Source organism: Chryseobacterium sp. A321 (assembly GCF_054489265.1).
Genome location: NZ_JBTMWZ010000001.1, coordinates 1195473 through 1213752, shown reverse-complemented (window position 1 = coordinate 1213752; position 18280 = coordinate 1195473). Strand labels below are relative to the sequence as shown.

Genomic DNA, 18280 nt, shown 5'->3' with positions numbered 1-18280 from the left:
CCGTGATTAAAATTTATATTCTAAGGTCAAGGTTCCGCGCATTCCTGGCGCGTTCGAGAAGTCCGCATCGCGCGCGGTCCACCAAGCAATGCTAGGTTGGTAGAGCTTGTTAAATAGGTTCTCCACTCCAAAACTTACTTTCCAATTTTGGTTATAACGATACGAGCTGGCCAAGTTAAAGAGCGTATACGCCGGCACGGGAGCCTCCCCATACCCGTATAAGCCCTTCGCGTTAGGTGCCTGCGAGGCCTGCTGCTTGAAATTATTGACCATGCTAAGCTGTGCACTAAAATTGGCACTAGGTCTAAGCTGGATGTAGGAAATCATACGGGGCGCCATGATGCGGGCATTGTAAATTTTCTTCTCGTAGTTTCCGTCGTTGTCTTCGTCTAGTAGTCCTTCAATATAACTGTAGTTGGTTCCTAGGCTAAGCCAGGATGTGGGGTAAAGGTTAATGTAGCCTTCGACGCCGTAGATTACTTCCGGGGCTCTAAGAATGTCAAATTTCCCTTCCGGGGTGGTAAAATACGAGGCCCCGAACTTGGAGCTGCTCACGTAGGCCGTCATTTCGTAATCCAGCCACTTCACCGGTCTTCCGGTCGCCCCAAACTCATAGTTGTTGGCGATAATCGGATCGGTAGGCAGCTCGGAGATGATGCTTTTGGTGGATTCGCGAAGAATTCGCCCCAGCTCGTTGATCACAAAAGACTGAGACCAGCTGGAATAGAACTGCACGGCCTCGTTTAAGTTGTAACGAATCCCGAAGTTCCCCACAAGGCTGTTGTAATTGATTTCCCCACCTTGAACAAAGATGCTCTCTGTATAGTCATCGGTCACTTTATTGTACCTCGAAACGGTGTTAAAATCACTCACGTCCACTTTGGCATTCTCATAGCGAAGTCCGCCCTTAAGAATCCATTTTTTACCAAGGTCCAATTTTACCAAGGCAAAAGGGGCCACATTCACCATGTCCATGTTTGGGGTCCAGAAGCGACCGTCTTCCAATTTTTGGGCGGTGACGTCGTTTAGAATATCGGCTCCGTATATCAAATCGACGGTTGAATTTTTTCCGCTCACCAGGTGGGTATCCAAATTGAATCGAAGGCCTTTCTTTCTGGATTTAATGTTGGACTGCCCTCCGTTTAAAAAGGTTTTTTCGCTGCTAAAGCCGTACACAGTTCTAAAGTCTTGGTAGTATAAATTCACATCCAGGGCCGTATTTTTAAAGATTTGGTTATGTACGTAGCTTAATTTAGCATTGTGGTTTCTTGGGGTGCCTTGGGGCACTTCTCTCGGATCCTTTAAAACCGAAGTATCTCCTATGGTAGCGGTTTCTCCAAAGACCCCGACTTTATTTCCAAAATCCAGCTGAGACCTTGAAGCGTAGCCAATATAACTTAGTTCCAGGCGCTGATCCGAGTTGATATCGTATCCCACTTTAAGCATCCCGTTGTAATTATCCATTTCCGCCGGACTGTAGGTGGTGCTCATGTTCTGCCCCTCCGCATCCTTAAGTAAGCCGGTGCGTTCATAGGCTAAAGTGAGGGCAAAATCAAACTTGTTTTTTTGTCCCGATAGATACTGACTCGCGCGGTACCCTAGAGTGCCGCTGTAAGGCTGAGCGGTAAGTCCCACTTGGGTAATTCCGCTTAGGGGTTTATTTGGGTCGGCTTTTCTAGTGATGTAATTAATAATCCCCCCGTCGGCTCCATTCCCGTATATGGAAGTCGCTCCCTTGATGACCTCAATGCGCTCTAGGGCTGTAGGGTCAATGGTTCTTAAATCCCGGCCTCCGTTTCTTAGTGGTGTGGACTGGGGAATGCCGTCGATTAAGACCAGGACGTTACGCCCTCGAAGGGTTTGGCCTGTGCTGCTGGTTCTATAGGTGGTGTTGGCTAAACTGGGAACGGTGTTCTGCAAGATCGCCGTCACATCGGAATTGACACTCATTTGAAGCTGGATGTCCTTTTTTCCCACAATGGTCACCGAGGACGGTACCTCTTTAATGCTTTCGACTTTACGGCTTGCTGTCACAAGCACTTCGTCAATACGATTTTCTTTAAGAGAGTCTGATTCTTGGGCGCTTAAAAAAACGGCCCCTAAGAGTCCTAATGCAACAACAGTTTTTTTCATAAAAAGGGATAATTTTTTCCAATGAGTGCCGCAAAAGTAAAAAATATTTTTTGTTATTTTTAACTATTCTAAATAAACTTACAACACACAGTTTAAATAAGAAATCGCACAAGGCTCGAATCGATTTAAAAGAGCGCTCGGAATCGCTGACTACGAAAGCCTTTAGGGGCTAGAATCGCGTTCACCTCAACTCGATCAAAAAAAAAATTGAATTTCTTTACCATGCCTTACAGGGCTCGTAAAACTTCCTGGCCGCAAGTAGAGTTATAGGCTGCCTCCCTCAGTTAGGACAAATTGTCACCTTGAGCGCGTTGGTATTTTTTTTGAGATTTCCGTGGCAATTAAAAAACAACCCCATTATGAGATCAGGAAATATCAATGTATCTGTAGAAAACATTTTTCCGCTGATTAAGAAATTCCTTTACAGCGACCATGAGATTTTTCTAAGAGAATTAATCTCCAATGCCACCGATGCGACCCTTAAATTAAAGCATTTAATCAGCCTGGGCGAAGCCAAGGTGGATTACGGCAACCCTCAGATTGAAATTAAACTTGACAAAGAAAGCAAAACCCTTCGCATCATCGACCAAGGAATTGGGATGAGTGGCCAAGAGGTTGAAAAATACATTAACCAAATTGCTTTTTCGGGAGCGGAAGAATTCCTAGCGAAATACAAGGAAGGCGCAAAAGACTCCGGAATTATCGGACACTTTGGCCTTGGGTTTTACTCGGCCTTTATGGTGGCAAGTAAAGTGGAGATTCTAACGAAATCCTACCGCGAAGAAGAAAAAGCGGTACGATGGATCTGCGACGGAAGTCCGGAGTACACACTGGAAGAGACCGACGAAAAAACGTCGCGCGGTACTGAGATTATTCTTCACATTGCCGAGGATTCTACTGAGTTCTTAGAAGAGGGCAAAATCAGAGAGCTTCTTACGAAGTACAACAAGTTCATGCCGATTCCAATTAAATTTGGAACGAGGTCCGAGACCTTGCCTTTACCAGAAGATGCAGCAGAAGATGCGAAACCTGAAACCATCGAGGTCGATAACATCATTAACAACCCAAGCCCGGCTTGGACCAAGTCTCCCTCAGAACTAGGGCCAGAAGACTACAAGAACTTCTACCGGGAACTCTACCCGATGCAGTTCGAAGACCCGCTCTTCCACATTCACTTAAACGTGGATTACCCGTTTAATTTAACCGGAATCCTGTTCTTCCCGAAACTAGGGAATAACGTGAACATTGAAAAGGATAAAATTCAGCTGTATCAAAACCAAGTGTTTGTAACGGACGAAGTCAAAGGAATTGTTCCCGACTTCTTAATGCTACTCAGAGGGGTAATTGATTCCCCTGACATTCCGCTGAATGTCTCTCGCTCTTATTTGCAAGCAGACGGAGCGGTAAAGAAAATATCGTCGTACATCACGAAAAAAGTAGCAGACAAAATGGTTTCTCTAATTGGAGAAAACCGAGAGGACTACGAGCAGAAATGGAACGATATAAAAGTGGTGATTGAATACGGGATGATCTCAGAAGATAAATTCTATGAGAAATCCGAGAAGTTCGCCCTTTACCCGTCGGTGGATGGAAAACACTACCTATGGAATGAGTTTGAGGCGCAGCACAAAGAAGCGCAGACAAACAAGGACGGTAACTTTATTGTGCTTTACGCATCGAATCCAAGTGAGCAGCATAGCTACATCCAAGCGGCTCAGGACAAAGGGTACGAAGTTCTTCTGTTAGATTCTCCAATTGCCCCGCACCTGATTCAAAAATTGGAAAGCTCAAAAGACAAGATCCAGTTCGTAAGAGTGGACGCGGATCACATCAACAACTTAATTAAGAAAGACGATGTGCCAATTTCAAAGCTCACGGATACGGAAAAAGAAACCCTTAAAACCAGCATCGAATCCACGATAAACGATTCAACCTTCACGGTTCAATTGGAAGATATGGACAGCACCGATGCGCCGTTTTTAATCACCCAACCGGAGTTCATCCGTCGTATGAAAGACATGCAAGCGACGGGCGGTGGCGGCGGTATGTTTGGCATGGGAAGCTTCCCTGAGATGTACAACCTCGTGGTGAACACCAACAGCGATTTAGCCGGAAAAATTCTTGAAGAAGGCAGCGAAGAGGACAAAAACGCCAAAATCAAAAGAGCCCTCGATTTGGCTAAGCTTTCTCAGAATCTCCTGAAAGGAAAAGACCTCACGGACTTTATCCAAACAAGCTACAAAGACTTAGTCGGTAAATAAACCACCGATTCAAAGTATAGAAGTCCCCCTGAAGTTTCTCTTCAGGGGGATTTTTAGTTTCATTCAAAAATGTTTTTAAGGCAATAGCTAGTAAGTCCTCTAGGTGCATACGAGCTAACGAAAAAGAGTTAGACTTCTTGCTTTTTATACCGTAAAATTATCTTGTTTGCGTAGCTCTCGACGGTGCGAGCGAGGAGAGCCTTCAGGCGATATACAAAAGAGAACAAGACCCATTGCAAAAACAAGAAATCCAAATGCACTTGCCCAAACCGAACTAAAAAGAGATTCTGTATTAAAAATTGAGAGTAAAGCTAAAAATTCAATCACTAATCCTCCGTAAATAAGAACTTTATAATAGAATTCTCTACTACGGACCAACTTGCTTTGGGCAATTAACTGAGTATTGTGGGTCACTTGGACCTCTGGATTCGCTTTCTTTTGGAACGAAGGGGACTCGTAGCTTCTATTTTTCATGATTCAGATGTTTTTAGTTTTTTTATTTTTCTTTCAGGAAGTAGCAAGGACTCTTATAAAAAATGAAATTCACTTGACACTCACCTACTCGGCTCAAAAGTCTACAAGGTCCAAGAAAGGGGGAAATTTGCAATGGAAATTAGTTTTATTGAGTAGTATAGTCTCTTCCCCCTTTGGACCTGCTGAAAAAGGAATGATCCTTTGAAATATTGAATTTATCAAGGTTTATTCTATTTGCTTGCTTGTCGCTTACGCCGTCTTGAAACTTCCAATGAAAAAAGTAAATTGCCATCCTCGCATTTTAGAAGTTAAAAATAGCGTTGATCTGCGTAAAGATGGCAATTCGTAAAATCAAAGCTTCGTGTTTTCTTTCCTCATTTGTGTTTCGATGTCCAAAATTAGAACTTGGATTCTTTAAAAAGAAATCCAAGTTTGTCCAAGTTGAACATTTAGTAAGAAAAGTTGTCTTCGGCGTGCACTCAAAAATCCCCCTCTAGATAACGAAGGACAAGGTAAAGTCTTGAATTAGAACTTCAGGACCAGAACTTGGACGGTTTAAAAATAAATCCAAGGTTGCTTAAGTTGAACATTTAGGAAGAAAGGGGGTCCTTTGTGTACCTTGAAAAGTCAGGATCTAAATCGCGAAGTATATTGTAAAGTCTTGTATAATGCGTTTTCTCTATCACCTGGGAAAGCTCGATCATAAGGGACTTCTTTTGAGTAGTGGACTTCGCTAAGAGGATCCGATACACCAGGTATAGACCTTTGGTATACCTATGGTAAAGGAGATCCGCCTGGTCCGTAAAATCTGTATATTCAATTTCAAATTGTGGAGGAAGAGGCTTGTCTAAGGCTTTATACAACAGGGCAAAACTCACTTTTAGAAACGCGAAGTTCATTCCAAAATAATGGACGTAGGATTTCTCGATTTTTTCTTGTAACGGTTTGTAAAAATACTTTGCTTCTTGAAGGAGTTCAAATCCTTCTTCATAAAGCCTGAGCCAGATAAGCGTATTGGCAAAAAAGACCAAAAGCTCTTGCTTATGGCTTGACGAAAGATTTTGCCCTTCCAGATTCCTCAAATAGGCTTTTATGATTAAATTCGGATCTGATTTTCCATCCATGAGCTGAACGGTCGTATAACGCATCTCATGGTAAGGCATATAATCTCCATCGGCCTGATAAGCCTCGTAAATAGAAGAAATCGTTTTAAAATGCCGCGAGAATTCTGCATCGTCATTTGCCATAAGCGCACCAAAACAGAGAAGATTGGTCTGAGACAATTTCACATGGTTGACCTTTGTGCTTCTGACGAGATCTTCCATCGCTTGCCGCACATAAGGAGTTCCAAATAAATTGTAATTCGGAACCCACGCCAGGATATACTCCACAACCCACGGGTTGTCTCTATACTTCTCGTAAAAATATTTAAAATGGTCAAGCGATTTGTATATGTAATGAGTATATTCGTTCAACGTGCCTACGATGGTCGTGTTTTGGTGATATCCATCTTGGTATTTTTCTCCATTCTTGAAAAAGATTTCCATTGCATCTATGATATCCTTATCCTCTTTGCTGACAGATTCGGTGGATCCAAGGGAAAGACAGAAGCTGTCCCAGTCTTTGTACCCAATGTATTGACAAAGCATGGATAGCGTAGAGCGATTCGTTTTATGGGAAGACTTGATCTTTCCAAAAAGTCGTCTAAGAGTCTGCGGACTGACCTGCGTTAGTTCACTTAGCTCATCAAAACTCTTAACGGAATCGAGAGGTTTTACATATTTAATTCTAACTCGCGATAGGAGCTCCGATTTCGAGACAGAAATAGAGGACTCCTCAGCGATTTGCGAGAGATTTTCGGGCATAGTTTTTTTAATTGCTGGTAATTCTGCTTCCTTAAATTCTATACTACCAAAATTTGAAAAAGCAGGATTCTAAATTATGAAAAAAAAGCAATAATTGCAAAGCTAGCCAGAACCTGCTTCTAATATCCCTTAACAGACGGAAAAAGAAAAAAATGGGTGAAGAAAAAGCATTGTTCCACACCCAAAATCCGCCCCAAGTGGACGATGTGGACGAAAGAACCAAAATCAAAAAAGCCCTTGCTTTGGTTCAAGCTTTCTCAAAACCTCCTAAAAGGAAAAGGCCTAACCTACTTTATCTAAACAAGAAACCAAGATTTAGAAGGCCACTTCGCGACTATCAACCCAAACAAAATCCCCTGCTTTCAGGCAGGGCATTTTGTTATTCATGGAGTTTGTAAATTAAGCTCACGCCAAAGAGATTGTATCGGTAGGAATCGCTCAGGGGCTTATGTAAATAATAGGTAGAGGACCCGGCCCTCATTTCCGTATTCACGCTCCCCAGCTCCAGGATTTTTTCACTTTTGAAGGATCGAATGCTGTATTGAACCCCTAGGGCAAGTGCGGTTTTAGGAATTGAAAAATGAATCCCGAACTTGCCGTAAGGACGAAGTTGATGCTTAAAGCTATCCGCAAAATCAGAGGCCTCGCTATACTGAGTGCTGAGCAGGGTGTAATTTTGAAAGATGGGAAATTCGGCGCCATACAGCCCGTAAAGCACCAGAGATTTTATCGGAATTCCAACGCCCAGGGCAAAGGATAAATTGACATTTTGCTGCGTAAATTCGGCGGGCGCGGCCGAGACCGGCTGCGAATTTTGATTCATAAGCGAATACTGAAACGAGGGAGAACTGCTGTAAGAGAACCCGAAATTATAGGCAATAAGTCGATAACTGGCCAGTTGTAGATCCACATGAAAAGGTTCGGACTTCACGCCTGGAGACGCCTCGACTTTCATGCCGCCCGCGTAGGTTAATTGCCAACCGAAAAAAGTGGGAACATCCCATTTGTCTAACGCGTTCTCGATTCCCACGACCCCGTGCGCAATGCCCTCGGAGGCGACCGCTAAAGAGCTTACTTGGGCAATCTTTTGGCGCAATTCCTCGGTCGGTGCATAAGAATAGGCTTCTTGGTATTTAAGGAGCGCATTTTCACTGAACGGGCCTTCACTTCTTACAAACGCATCCCCCTCAAGTTCAAGACCCTGAGCGATCAAAACGTAATTAATTTCAGATTTTTCTGCTTCGGAGGATGTCTTGGATTCCACCGTAAGGCCGGTACTCACAACCGATAAACGTTCGCCTAAATCCTCAACCATCGAGCGAATCTCGCCTTTGCGATACCTAGGAACATACAGGGGCGAAAGCGCATCGTGTCGTCTGAGTGTGGCATCCTGCCAGCCGCTACCCGTCGCCAGGTACTTATAATCTGAAAGCCGAGCCGGATCAAAGTCAATCTGGTAGACCTTATACCCGCGAGCAAGGTGTTCCTCAATGATGCCTGTTCTGATTTTGAGCGCCGCCTCACGTTTTGTATCGGAGCTCAAAATGGAATACCGCCTACTGATTTCAGGATGTAAGGCAGTGGTTATAACTTCAACTGTGGGGGAGTTAAATGCAAGGTTGTCATAATCGTTCCAGCCAGGTACGGCTTCGTCGAACTCGATTCTCTCAAGTAGCTTACCAAAATTCAGAAAGTGCTGGGTCTCCACCGTAGTGCTGCCGAGCTGATCTTCTTTAAAGTCTATAAGATGCGAACTAATAAGCAAAACTTTAAAGGATTCCATGCTGGTCACATAACCGGTTTGATAAACAAAAGAGACGGGATCACCGCTCGAAATTTGAGCCCTTAGGCCTGAAGCAGAGCACAAGAGTAAAAAAGCAAAAAGAGAGGCGAAGCGTAAGCCAGAATAGCCTAGAATCCATTTCTTTACTGGGGGACTGAGTTTCATAGGGTATATTTTTAAAGGTTCGTTTCGTGTCGACTCGGGAGGAGCCAGAAGTCCTTTAGGAAAACTAAAAAAAGAGCCTTAAGCTGAGCGTTTTTTCAAAGAGTCCCCGAGTGGCACAAAACTGAGCATAATAAGGAAACGAAGAAATACCCAATACTAGGTATTTTTAGTCCCCAAGCGAGCCTTACTCTTAAAGACACAAAACTCCTAATCCGTTGGGGACTAGATGTGCCTGTAACCTTCTTCACCAGAAGGGAAATCGGAAAAGTAGCAATAGAAAAAGCATGCTGAACCCAGATAAAATCCGCCCTAAAATTCGTATTATTGTACTATGAGACTAATAAGCTACAACGTAAACGGTATTCGCGCCGCATTTACAAAGGATTTTGTGGGCTGGCTAAAAGTGGCAGACCCAGACGTGATTTGCATTCAAGAAAGCAAAGCTGGGAATGACCAAATTGACACCGCTCAATTTGAAACGGCGGGCTATTACAACTATTGGCACAGTGCTCAAAAGAAAGGATATAGCGGCGTGGGAATCGCTTCCAAAGTAAAACCTAAACAGGTCATTTACGGATGCGGAATTGAAAAGTACGACAACGAAGGTAGAATCCTTAGAGCAGACTTTGAAGACTACTCCGTGATCTCTGTTTATGTCCCTTCTGCTTCTAACATTGAGCGATTGGATTTCAAGATGGAATTTTGTAATGACTTTTTAGACTACATTAAAGAACTTCGTAAAACGATTCCAAATCTGATTATTTCAGGGGATTTCAACATTTGCCACAAGGCAATTGACATTCACAATCCCGAAGGCCTTAAAAACACCTCAGGCTTCCTTCCTATGGAAAGAGAATGGATGACCAAGTTTATTGAAGAGTGTGAACTTATTGATAGTTTCCGACATTTCAATGACCAACCGGATCACTATTCTTGGTGGAGCTACCGACAAAATTCAAGGGCTAGAAACAAGGGTTGGAGACTCGATTATAACTTCGTATCCTACCCCATGAAAGACCGACTTACAAGAGCTGCGATCTTAAAAGAAGCCTTTCACTCGGATCACTGCCCTGTCCTGGTTGAGTTTTAGGACTTCAAAATCTACATTCACTAGACCACAATACTCTACATAAGGATTGAAAAAATATTACTTTTTGTGGTTACAACCCTAAAAAGTTATAACTTTTTGGGATTACAGCCACAAAAAGTCCACATATTACACCTAATAATCTTTAAGAAATTGTATTTTAATAATATGATCACACGAGAAATTACAACTCAACTTCTAGAGGATTGGGATAACAAAAAAGCCTTAATTCTACTTGGCCCACGCCAAGTCGGAAAAACGACTCTCATCCAAGAGCTTGTAAGAGATCAAAATGTATTAAAATTAAACAGTGATGTCCCTCAAGTTCGATTACAACTCGCGGACGCTAATTTTAATTTTCATTTCAGTTCAGTGGAACCCTTCGATGTGATTTTTCTAGATGAAGCGCAGCGCATTGAAAACATAGGTATAGTTGCCAAACTCCTCATTGATGCCAATCTAGGAAAGCAATTGATTATAACTGGATCCTCCTCACTTGATTTAGGCAAGAAAATAAATGAACCTCTTACAGGTCGCAAATGGGAACATCAACTCTTCCCTCTATCCTGGCGAGAAATTGTTCAGCAGTACACCTTCGCTAACGCAATTACGAGACTTTTGGACTGTTGAAACATGAAAAAAATATCTTGTCCAGTATGATTTGAATGAGGAGGAAAATCAATCCAGTGTTCGATTCAAGTCCAGTCTAGCTGGAGTTGCTGTTACTTCGATATAAATACTTTTTTTCCTATTAACTTACCAGTCAATTTATTTTCCTTGCTTCTTTCTTATTAATTTTTGAATTGGGCGTAGCGTAATCTGCTTCATCATCAATTACAACGCAATTGTCAATGCCATTCAGTTTATGAATAAGCTTTTGTAATCACTGGAATTCTTCTTGCAGAAAATAACCCATTGTCGCTCTCCAATTTTTACCTCAGGTGACAAAATCTCACTGAATTTTTTAGGTGACGGTGATAAGCCAGAAGGTTGAAACCGTTCTAAATTTTGTCCTAATAGCTAAACGCTAACATTTAGAAGAGCGACAATGATTTTGAATCCTTCACCCAGTAATTTTGCAGTTAGCGCAATCATCATTTCTGTTTTACCACTTTAAGGTTCCCCATAGATAATGAATGACCTCTGATTAGCTTTGATATTGGATATTGCATTTTCAATAACAGATGATCCTTGATGTTTCTTGACCAATAGCCGTAAGTTTCGCTAACCTGCGATCACAACGATTATTGTGAGTAGTTTGCTTTTTTAGATTCTTAAGGTTAAACATAAGTATACCATTAATATGGGTTAAATATTTGCTAAAAACTATTTTAAGTTATACAGCTTTAAGCTCTGTGGAATTGCAGGTACACCAACTCTTCCGATATATGCTAAATATCTTTGTCGCAATTGATAAATGTAAGGAGAGTTGAGTTTGTATCCCGATCTTTTTCCCTCAAAATCCGCTATAACCTTAACAATAAAAGCTGTTTCAAAATCAATTAATGCGGAGTCATTGTGCTTATTTGGCTCAAAAGGAAAAGATGGTAGAATATGATGACTCGTAATACCGTTGTTAAACTCTTTCGTTATACCTTTCAATTTTCCTTCTTTTACCTGTTCAAAATCTGCCTTTTTATATTTTTTCTTATTTTCCAGAAAATCATCAAATTTTTTTCTATTAAAGATGAGAAATTCTAATGCTTTTTCCTTTTTAGCATTTACGTCACATTCAGGAGTAAAAAGAATTGCATATTCATCATGACTAAATTGAAATATATCTCCTGTCATTAGAGGAGCGTCATCTTTTAGCTTAGTATAATAAATTCTATTGTATAGCTTAGCTAAAGATTCTTCCTTGTCCTGAACCTCAATTTCCTCTTCCGCTGCACTTGCATCAATAGCATTTAAAAGCTGTTTGTTTTGAATGATGGACTCACTCAAAAGATTTTGAAACACACCAATTACTCCTGTATTAGGCTCTGTTCCGTCATTTTGTGCCGTAGTATAAATTTCCTTTATCCAATTTGGGTCTGCTAGTTCTAATTCTGAAAAAATTTCTTGTGAAGATTTATTAATAGCCTGACTCCAGATAAAAGGAACATTTAAGTGTCTATTATTTTTTTCAAATTGACTAATCCCTGCAATTATCTTTTCATATTCGGTATTAGCTTCGTTACCTTCATTTTTTGTTTCAAAAAAGATCTTTCCAGGATATAAGGCTTGTAATTCATCTTTTATCTCTTGGCTTATATTTGCCCGAGAATAAACATAGACGAGCGAATATACTTTATTAGACTTTAGAAATTCTAAAGGAGTTTCATCAGGAATATCCAAGCCATCCTCTTCATCACCATCTATATTTCTCTCAAAATTCCAATCAAGAATTAAAGCCTTGTAAGTAGATATTGACGTAACAGTTTTTTCTAAGTTATTTAAATTGTTGATTGGGAGAATTGAAAAATTTCTTTCGTTATTAAATTTCTGAAATAAAGCATTTTCAGTCCTTCCTGCTTCGAAAATATGATCGTCTGCAAATAGTATAACTCCTTCCATACTACAATTCCTGATTAAATTTGATGATAAAATTGGCTCCTGATAAGAGCTTGTCTTTCTCTTGATCAAGCACAAATATTTCCCCATTAATCCGGAGAAGAATTTCTTTAACGATATATAATCCCAACCCACGACCATCTGATTTTAGAGAGAAAAATTCATCGAAAACAAAAGAAGCTACGTCTTCTCTGATTCCAGAGCCACTATCTGCTATGATCAATGTGTTTTCTTTTGTGTTTAACTTTAATATAATTTCTTTCCCTTTCGTTTCATTACTGTTGACCCAATAGATGGCATTATCCAAAAGGTTTATAAGAATTTGAAGTATAAGACCTGTGTTCGTCTTAACTTTAATGTCATTATCCTTAATAACCCTTATATTGATCTTTCCATTTATATCCCTTCTAAAATATTTCAGAACTTTTTCTATACTCTCATAAATACTAATATTTTGAATGGCTTTGCGTTGATTTTTAAACAGAGGTTGGATAACTTGCATTTCATCATACACGAAATTTAGATTTTCATCCAATTCGCTTAATAAATCAATTAGTTCCTCATTCCGATAGTTAGACTTTTGAGCCTTTATTTTGAAATCCCTAATATTTCCACGCATTTTGGATAATATTGTCAGAGCATCATGAGAGGCTTTTTCGACAGCCATTCCTAATCCTGCCAAGTCTTCCACAGTGAGCATACGTTCTTTGATAAGGTTATTATGATTCTCTACAGTCTTAAGAAAGTTATTTGCCTTTTCTAAAACTTCCCTATCATTGATTTTTTCAAGGCTAGTCTTTAGACTATTAAAAGATCTGGATACCACATCATTAGATTCCCCGTATGATCTCTTCTTGATCGCTAATTTTTGCTTATCAATTTTACTTTCAATGTTTAATATTTCTGTAACAGCAGTGACTAGATTTTGGAAATCATCTAAAGCACCATCCACATTCATAATACCTTGGCGATTAGAAGCATCTTTTAGTTTTGGATTTTCTTTCTGGCTTATATACACAAACCCAGTAAGGTCATTGTAGCTAATAAACTGACCAGCCTTAACTGTTGATCGTAATTTATCCAGATTCAACCAGTCTATGCCTTTTTCGCCATAAGGATACACTCTAACACCATCTCTTAGTACAAAAACAAAATTGTCCTTTACAAAAGATTTAATAGCCTGAGTAATAAGTAGTTTATTAGGTTTATTTAAATCAAATGCATAAAATGAAAACTTAAATTCACCACAAGAAAGCTCTTTACTATTCTTAAATCCTTTTTTAATTGCATACAAATCATACCCATTCCTATCAAGATCCTCTACATCAAATAAATTTATAGTTTTTTGAATAGCTCTTTGAGGTGCTTTTGATTCATATTCAAAAGATAAAATACCTTTATCTGAAACCGTCCCAATCATTTTAAATTGAGCTCTTTCAATAACATCTTTGAATGTGGTAGCATCTTCAGAACTATAAATATCATCACCTTTATAGATCTCAATATTAAAATCCTGCTTAAAATCAATACCTAACTTTTTAGCATTTTCATCTACTGGAGGAATTAATCTTTGTACCGATTTATACAACTCTTCAAAATCAAATTCTTTCCAATGCTCTCTTAAATGAGATATTCTGATTAAAGTACCTTTCTCCTTTTTAATTACCTCAGGAGTCGTGTTTTCATACCAAGTATTATCAACCTGCTCTAATAGTTTAAAGTCAATATCTGTTGGTTGATTAAACAAATCAACTTTTTCTGGATTAAATTCCGTAAAGTCCATTTCTAGTTTTACCTCATTATGTCCTTTCGATTTGGTAAACAGCTCAATTTTTTCCCCAAGTTTGTGAATAGCAAATCTCCCAATACCTTTTTCTCCTTGAATAATTCTGCCTTTTTTGGTTTCGTTTTGCTTACGAACCTTTTTCTCATACTTACTAGGAGTTGCAGGTCGTAGCCAAACTTTTTCGATAATTTCCAAAGTCATCCCATCTCCATCATCTTCTATCTCAATATATGGTTGTTCATTCTCAGGTAAATAACCTAATCCATAATTTTTCAAATTAAAAAAACGAACCTGAACATTTTCGGCATCAGCATCATAACTATTTTTTATAACCTCAATAACAGCTACCTTCTTATCGGTAATCAACTGATCACCAATAATATTCATAAGCCTCGCATAAGGCTTAAATGGTTGACTATATTTTTTTCTTTCTGACATAATTTATCGTGAAAAGGCATTAATATAAATATCTCTAAACTCACTAGGAACATCAGTAGTAAAAGTTTGATTTAATGCATTTAATATTTTTTCAGGAGGTACTTGCAAACTCACTATATTATCGTGTGATATACTAATGTAATTTGGTACAAGTCGTTCGAGACTCTGAACTAAAGATTTCAAGTCATCAATTGAATGCTTTTTTAATTCAGCATTACTCATTCTTAAAGCACTTAAAAATGCAGGCTCTGTATCGGACTTAATAAGTGTAAATGCTTCTTCTAATAATTCTTTAATCGGTCCCCGACTTACCTCTCTATTCTTAATTTCATTAATCCATGCTGTGGTTTCAATAACTGTATGACAATTTTCAAAAAAATATCGAAGTTCTTTTAATCCAATTTGTTTTGGACTAGACACCAATACAAGCACCATAAGATCTTGAGCTCGTATAAGATTTATTTTATGTTTTTTAGCTTCTGTATTTACTGCTGAATTCGGATCGTCTGCGCCTTCATAATCAATAGCAACCACACATGCATAATTTGAATTATAATTATCCCTATGCCTGTCAACACCTGAGATATGAGCAGTAGTTGCCTTTATTTTATTTTTCAGAGTACTTTTAGCATCAAATGTTACCGAATAATTTTCGGCAGATTGCAAAGGACCTAAATAAGCAACCGCTTTTCCATCAGGTTTTCCAGGTCCTCCAATAGTAGTAGATTCATATCCAAGTGTATTAAAAGCTTGTGTTACTGATTTTTCTAATCCAGTAGAATCTCCTAAAGAAGCCTGCAATAATGAAGCTACAAATGGAGCATTTGGCTTATCACTAAATGTCAACTCCCTTAATATTGCATCTCTTTTAAACATTATTTCTCTAACTTCATCTTGTTTAATACCACTATCAAGCAAGAAACATTCTGTTAGAATTTCAGTTAATGCAATCAATTGAAACGGTAAAGGAGATTTTACCTCGTCTAGAAAGTTAGCGAAAAAAGGATGCATCAGATTAATTTTTGCAAAACCTGTCATTAGTTCAAGTTTTGCAATTGGATCTTCAGGATTTAATGCTACCCAATCTACTTGTTGGATTATTCCTTTGTCGGTTGTTAAGTCGGATTCTAACTTTAGAATTAATTCGTCTTTTTCTTCTTCAGTTAAATCATTAGGTATTTCAGTTAATACCAAATCACTTAATTCTCCATCAAGAAATTTTTTTGCAACAACAATTAATGGTCTTCTTGATAAACTTGCAGATGCATAAGCAATTTTATGAGAAGCCCTGTTCTTTTTTTCTTCATCCTCAACAGTAGAAAAATACCATTCCCTCACAGCATTGAATTTTCTTTTTATATATTCTCGCAAATCTTCTAATGCAGCTGATGATTTAATAGATTCTCTTGTAGAAGTAATATAATCGTCCAGTTCGTCAGCATTTACCATGATTCTTATACGGTTAAAAACACCGTGAGAAAGTGCTTCCATCCCAATTAAGGGGTCATCTATATTCACCAAGCGTCCTCGAACCGTAAGAAAGATTCCATTGCTTCTTCCTAAATCAGCAGATTTCCCAGTTAACAAAGAGTCACGATATAAATCAATTTGTCCAATAATATTTTTTAGGTTCGGCAAATGAACACAAGGTTTTTCTTTATATGTCCCTGTTTCATATTTGAATTTAGTAGCAACTTCATCATCCTTTCCGAAAACCCATGTTTTCCAAGGTTCAATATTGTCTTTGCTAGATTGTAATTCTGTACCATTGAAGAATAAATTAAAATTAGGGTTTAAAGGTAAAGCACTACTAAGAACCCATTTTAATCTACCATCTTTTATTTCTGCGGATTTAGATTTAAGATCTGATAATATTGCAAATGTCCATGTATCCTCACATCCATCTCCCCATAATTTGAACGGAACTAAATTCTGATCTCCTTTTTTGATTAAAGGAGATAAAGTGGTTTTAACTTCGTCTAAAGTCAATTCTTTTTCATCGAGTGATATAGTTTCTGTTGAATCTTTATTGATAGCTGAATAATTCATCATTACCGCATAATACTTTCCATCAGTAGCTTTGCAAATCAGCGTCAACTTACTTGTTAAAATATACGTAGCCAACTTACCAATGCCAAATTTCCCTATTGGTAAGCGTTCTTGATTTTCTTTCTCTCTTTTAGTAGAAGAGCCTATTTTCCAAAATTGTTTTAACCCATCTTTATCCATTGACATACCATTGTCTGCTACCCATAGAATTGAATCAGATAAGGTTTTGTCAAGAGGAACATATACAGACACTTTAGTAGCCCCAGCATCATAAGAATTGCTCACAAGTTCTTCAAAAGCCTTATTTGGACTTGAGTAAAGCCCTGCTGAAAACAACTCAATAATTTTATAACTTATCTCAACAGGTATTTGATCGATTACAGTTCCAACATTTTCGATATTCATTGTACGCTCTTTTTTGCAATTATTATATATTCTTCAGGATAAACTTCCTTACTGTTTGTATTCGCAAGCGTTGTGAACTTCCCTGATACACTATCTCTAATTGTTGGTATCAATTTGTGCGGAATAGATCTTTTAATTACTTCATCTATTTCAAAACCACTACTCTCAAGCATCTCTACAAAAATTTCTGCCGAATTGATCTTTAAGTTTTTATACGTGGTATTACCAATAACAATAAATGCTTTGCCTCCTACCTTTAGAATCCTAAACATCTCGTTTGATACAGCTGCCATATCCGAAAAATAATTCGACATTTCTTTTGCAGTTCTTAAATGCTTTTCTGAAATTTTTTTCACAGTCTCATTAGCCAGATTTGAAACATTTTCCACAACTTCACCGTATGAATAGAACGTTCCTATAAACTGTTTTCGGAATTCCAGAAGATTTTCCACGTATTCAAACCAATACCCTGTAAGCTGGTGTAAATCAGCATATTCATAAGATGTAACGTAGGGTGGAGAAGTAATTACTGCATTTACAGATCCTGAATCTATACCCGTTGCTCTTGCGTCTTCTAAATAAATATTACACTCTGTATCTAGAAAATTCAAATTGGCTAGTTCGTTGTAAAATTCAGCATTTTTTCTAAGCATGGACTTCACCTGTCTTTTAAAAGCTATAAAAGGGTCTGTTGGGATTTTATCAGGATCAATTTGAGGTTTTGTACTTGACTGTAGCCATTTTGAGCAATTCTTAAGTATATTAGATAAAGCAACCAAGAAAAAATCTTTAATTCTTTGCTCTTCTTGAAGGTTCAAAATTACACCGTAAAGAAAAGCAATTTTACCTTTGTTCTCAGGAAAGAACCAATAATCAATCCTCTCGTGTATTGCAACATTAATATAGTCTTCCGAAATAAAATCATCGAACTTTTCTAGAATCTTGTTATATGTTTGATTAAGCTGTACAGGATCTATTGGATTTGTCTTAACGCTGGTAATCAGTTGTGCAACTGGATTTATATCAACTCCAACCGATTTTCTACCATGGACTTTTGCTTCAACTAACGTAGTTCCGCAGCCAGCAAAAACATCTGCCACTGTATCACCAACTTTCGTATGTTCTTCAATAATTTTCTTTACAATATTTGGAAGGAATTTCGCGGGATATCTATGATACCCATGAGTCCAGTTTTCGGCTGAACGCACATTTTTAAATGTCCATTCAGCGCTTACAGGAATCGTGTCAAAACTATTTTTTTTTTGCGTTGGAATATTCATA

12 protein-coding genes are annotated in these 18280 nt (G+C 38.5%); 4 read left to right on the top strand and 8 right to left on the bottom strand.

The window, feature by feature from the left end; all coding sequences use genetic code 11:
- Positions 1 to 6 precede the first annotated feature (6 nt).
- Positions 7 to 2133: a TonB-dependent receptor gene (locus ACX3PZ_RS05760; RefSeq protein WP_459112195.1), complete on the bottom strand. Its 2127-nt coding sequence runs from the start codon at positions 2131 to 2133 to the stop codon at positions 7 to 9.
- Positions 2134 to 2492: 359 nt separating this feature from the next.
- Here ACX3PZ_RS05760 and htpG point away from each other — a divergent pair, with 359 nt between their 5' ends.
- Positions 2493 to 4394, top strand: coding sequence for a molecular chaperone HtpG (gene htpG, locus ACX3PZ_RS05755; protein WP_459112194.1), 1902 nt, complete (start codon positions 2493 to 2495; stop codon positions 4392 to 4394).
- Positions 4395 to 4538: 144 nt separating this feature from the next.
- Here htpG and ACX3PZ_RS05750 read toward each other — a convergent pair whose 3' ends face one another.
- Together ACX3PZ_RS05750 and ACX3PZ_RS05745 are read right to left on the bottom strand one after the other, a co-directional pair.
- Positions 4539 to 4868 (bottom strand): hypothetical protein, encoded by a 330-nt coding sequence (locus ACX3PZ_RS05750; protein ID WP_459112193.1) that lies wholly within the window; start codon positions 4866 to 4868, stop codon positions 4539 to 4541.
- Positions 4869 to 5458: 590 nt separating this feature from the next.
- Positions 5459 to 6733, bottom strand: coding sequence for a hypothetical protein (locus tag ACX3PZ_RS05745; protein ID WP_459112192.1), 1275 nt, complete (start codon positions 6731 to 6733; stop codon positions 5459 to 5461).
- A gap of 152 nt (positions 6734 to 6885) precedes the next feature.
- Between ACX3PZ_RS05745 and ACX3PZ_RS05740 the strand changes: the two genes are divergently transcribed.
- A complete protein-coding gene (locus ACX3PZ_RS05740) occupies positions 6886 to 7131 on the top strand; it encodes a hypothetical protein (RefSeq protein ID WP_459112191.1) in 246 nt (81 codons plus the stop codon).
- Here the strand turns inward: ACX3PZ_RS05740 and ACX3PZ_RS05735 are convergent.
- Complete coding sequence (locus ACX3PZ_RS05735) at positions 7113 to 8681, bottom strand: hypothetical protein (RefSeq protein ID WP_459112190.1); 1569 nt, start codon at positions 8679 to 8681, stop codon at positions 7113 to 7115. The genes ACX3PZ_RS05740 and ACX3PZ_RS05735 overlap by 19 nt on opposite strands.
- Positions 8682 to 9012: 331 nt before the next feature.
- On the opposite strand from ACX3PZ_RS05735, the gene ACX3PZ_RS05730 reads away from it, so the two are divergent.
- Complete coding sequence (locus ACX3PZ_RS05730; protein WP_459112189.1) at positions 9013 to 9771, top strand: exodeoxyribonuclease III; 759 nt, start codon at positions 9013 to 9015, stop codon at positions 9769 to 9771.
- 165 nt (positions 9772 to 9936) lie between these two features.
- Positions 9937 to 10398 carry an AAA family ATPase gene (locus ACX3PZ_RS05725; RefSeq protein WP_459112188.1) on the top strand — a complete coding sequence of 154 codons (462 nt, stop codon included), beginning with the start codon at positions 9937 to 9939 and terminating at the stop codon, positions 10396 to 10398.
- Between the two features lie 696 nt (positions 10399 to 11094).
- Here ACX3PZ_RS05725 and ACX3PZ_RS05720 read toward each other — a convergent pair.
- The 4 genes from ACX3PZ_RS05720 to ACX3PZ_RS05705 are packed head-to-tail and all read right to left on the bottom strand — an operon-like array spanning position 11095 to position 18279.
- Positions 11095 to 12324, bottom strand: coding sequence for a hypothetical protein (locus ACX3PZ_RS05720; RefSeq protein WP_459112187.1), 1230 nt, complete (start codon positions 12322 to 12324; stop codon positions 11095 to 11097).
- A gap of 1 nt (position 12325) precedes the next feature.
- Positions 12326 to 14545 carry an ATP-binding protein gene (locus ACX3PZ_RS05715; protein ID WP_459112186.1) on the bottom strand — a complete coding sequence of 740 codons (2220 nt, stop codon included), beginning with the start codon at positions 14543 to 14545 and terminating at the stop codon, positions 12326 to 12328.
- Between the two features lie 3 nt (positions 14546 to 14548).
- Positions 14549 to 16999, bottom strand: coding sequence for an ATP-binding protein (locus ACX3PZ_RS05710; RefSeq protein WP_459112185.1), 2451 nt, complete (start codon positions 16997 to 16999; stop codon positions 14549 to 14551).
- Positions 16996 to 18279 (bottom strand): DNA methyltransferase, encoded by a 1284-nt coding sequence (locus ACX3PZ_RS05705; RefSeq protein ID WP_459112184.1) that lies wholly within the window; start codon positions 18277 to 18279, stop codon positions 16996 to 16998. The genes ACX3PZ_RS05710 and ACX3PZ_RS05705 overlap by 4 nt, the downstream gene beginning before the upstream one ends.
- Between the last annotated feature and the right edge of the window lies 1 nt (position 18280).